Origin of the sequence: Micromonospora sp. NBC_01699, from assembly GCF_036250065.1 — a bacterium.
Taxonomy (GTDB): Bacteria; Actinomycetota; Actinomycetes; order Mycobacteriales; family Micromonosporaceae; genus Micromonospora_G.
The window spans coordinates 4,814,807-4,817,625 of the sequence record NZ_CP109199.1; the positions used below are offsets into that span (position 1 = coordinate 4,814,807).

Annotated in this window: 1 protein-coding gene; it reads left to right on the forward strand. The window is 72.0% G+C overall.

Annotated features, from left to right (window positions below; all coding sequences use genetic code 11):
- Window positions 1–66 precede the first annotated feature (66 nt).
- Window positions 67–2,700 carry a non-ribosomal peptide synthetase gene (locus OG792_RS20225; RefSeq protein WP_329101141.1) on the forward strand — a complete coding sequence of 878 codons (2,634 nt, stop codon included), beginning with the start codon at window positions 67–69 and terminating at the stop codon, window positions 2,698–2,700.
- Window positions 2,701–2,819 lie beyond the last annotated feature (119 nt).

A 2,819-nucleotide genomic window follows, 5' to 3' on the forward strand; every position in this document is an offset into this window, starting at 1 on the left:
GGAAGCCTGATGGACAACGCTATTGCACCGGTCCCGCCGACGTCCCGCGGAACAGATGTGCATCGGGTGACGCCGCTTTCCGCCGCACAGCGGGCGCTGTGGGAACGGACGGCGCCGGACCGGCACGCCTCGGACCTGACGATGCCGGTGGTGCTCCGACTCATCGGCGAACTGGACCCGGACGTTCTCGCCGCCCGGCTCGGTCGGCTGATCGACCGGCACGAGGCACTGCGGGTACGCATCGTCGACGACGGTGAGTCGGCGCAGATCGTCACCGACGGGTGGACCGTACCGGTGCAGGACCGACCGCCCGGAGAGGGAGTCGAGGCGACGATCGCCCGGGTGCTGCGGGAGGAGACCGCCCGTACCTTCGACCTGACCGCCGGCCCACTGTTCGCGCCCCGGATCGTCCGGCTGGCGCCCGACGACCACGTCCTGGTCCTGACGGCGCACCAACTGGCGGCCGACACCGGCTCGGTGCGAATCATTGGCGACGAACTGAGCACGGACCCGGTCGCCCCGCCGACCTCGTTCCTCGATACGGTGGCGGCCCGCCGGCGGTGGCTGGCCGGCGACGGCGCGACTGCGCGACGCCGGTACTGGCGGGACACCCTGAGCAGTGCGCCACACCTGCTGGAGCTGCCGTTGGACCGGCCCCGCCCGGCGGTGGCCGGCGGCGCGACCTCTCAGGTGGTGTACCGGTTCTTCGGCCGGGCCGAGCTGAGCCAACTGGCACAGTCCTGCGCCGCCGACCTGTTCGCCGTGCTCAGCGCCGGCGTACAGAGCCTGCTCGCGCGACTGTCCGGCATGGACGACTTCGTGCTCGGCACGCTCCCCGCAACCTCCGAGGTCGTCGGACGGCTCGCGGAGCCGCTGCCGCTGCGCTGCGACCTGTCGGACAACCCGACGGTCGCCGAGGCCGTCGCCCGCGCCCACCGGGTGCATCGGGACGCGGTCGCGCAGGCCGATCTCCCGTTCGCCGAGATCGTCGAGCTGACCGGGGCCGGGTCCGGTGGCGGCCACCACCCGTTGTTGCAGTCGCTGGTGACGCTACAGGAGCCGGTCGCGGCGGCGTTCGCCCTGCCGGGGGTCGCGGTGCAGCGGCTGCACACCGATCCGCCGCGCTCGGCGTTCGACCTCACGTTCGACTTCACGGTGCAGGACACGGCGATCGAACTCTGTCTCGGCTACTCGTCCGCCCTCTGGGACAGCACCACCGTACAGCGGCTGGCCCGCTACCTGTCGACGCTGCTGGAGGGCATGGCCGCCGACCCGGACCGGCCGCTGGGCGCGGTGCCGATGGTGGCACCGGGCCAGAACTGCGTGCTGGGCACCGTCCGGGTGGACGGAGACGACCCCACCCTGCTGCACGAACTGGTGCTGGCGCAGTCCGTCGCGACGCCGGAGGCGGTGGCCGTCCAGTTCGGCGACCGGTCCGTCTCGTACCGGCAGTTGGTCACCTGGGCGGATCTGCTGTCCCGGCGGCTCACCGAGGTCGGCGTCGGACCGGAGTCCCGGGTCGGTGTCTGTCTGGACCGATCGGTGGAGCTGGTGGTGGCGCTGCTCGGCGTGCTGATGGCCGGCGGAGCGTACGTGCCGTTGGACCCGCTGTACCCGGTGGAACGGCTGGCCTTCATGGCCGGGGACGCCGCGCTGGCCGCGGTCCTGACCACCGAGGAACTACGACCGCTGGTGGCCGGAACCGGCACACCGGCCCTTGAGGTGACCACCCCGGAGACGCCACCTACGGCATCGCTGCCAACGGCGCGGGCGGGGATCTCGGCGGACAACGTCGCCTACGTCATCTACACCTCCGGCTCCACCGGCCTACCCAAGGGCGTCGCGGTGACGCACCGCAACCTGGTCAACCACATGCACTGGATCGTCGGCCGATTCGGTATCCGACCCGACGAGCGGGTGCTGCAACGTACGTCGTTCAGCTTCGACGGCTCGGTCTGGGAGTTCTGGATGCCCCTGACAACGGGCGGCACCCTGGTGGTCCTCGAACCGGACCGGCATGCGGACATCGGTTACCTGGTCGAGCACATGGAACGGCACCGGGTCAGCACGGCGCAGCTCGCACCGCACCTGCTGTCGCTCTTCCTGGACCAGGACCTCGAATCCCGGATACCGACGCTGCGGAACATCTTCACCGGCGGCGAGCAGCTGGCCGCCGACGTGCCGCCCCGGGCCGCCGCGTTCGGGCCCCGGCTGCACAACCTGTACGGCCCGACCGAGGTCACCATGAACGCAGCCGCCTGGACGACCCGGCGCGAGGAGATGCCGCCGGTGCCGATCGGCGTACCGGTCGACAACGCGTTCCTCTGCGTGGTGGACCGCCACGGAGCGCTGGTACCGACCGGGGCCGTCGGCGAACTGTTCGTCGGCGGTGCCGGCGTCTCGCGCGGCTATCTGGGCCGGCCGGGCCTGACCGCGTCCCGGTTCGTCGCGGACCCGTTCTCGGGTCTGCCCGGTCGGCGGCTCTACCGCACCGGTGACCGGGTGCGGCGGCGCTCCACCGGCGAGTTGGAGTTCCTCGGCCGAGTGGACGACCAGGTGAAGGTCCGGGGTTTCCGGGTCGAGTTGGGCGAGGTCGAGTCCACCGTACGGGCCAGCCCGGACGTGGCCGAGGCCGTCGTGGTCGCCGTCGGCGAAGGGGAGGCCGCCCGGCTGGTGGCGTACGTCGTACCTGCCCGGTAACGCGCTGCCCGCGTCCTCCGGTGGTCCCGCCAGGCGGCGGGGCCACCGGTTTTCTGTTCGGTGGCCCCCGCCGATTTCTCCTGCCCGGGTGGCTGTCGCCAACGCCGGAGCGCGACCGA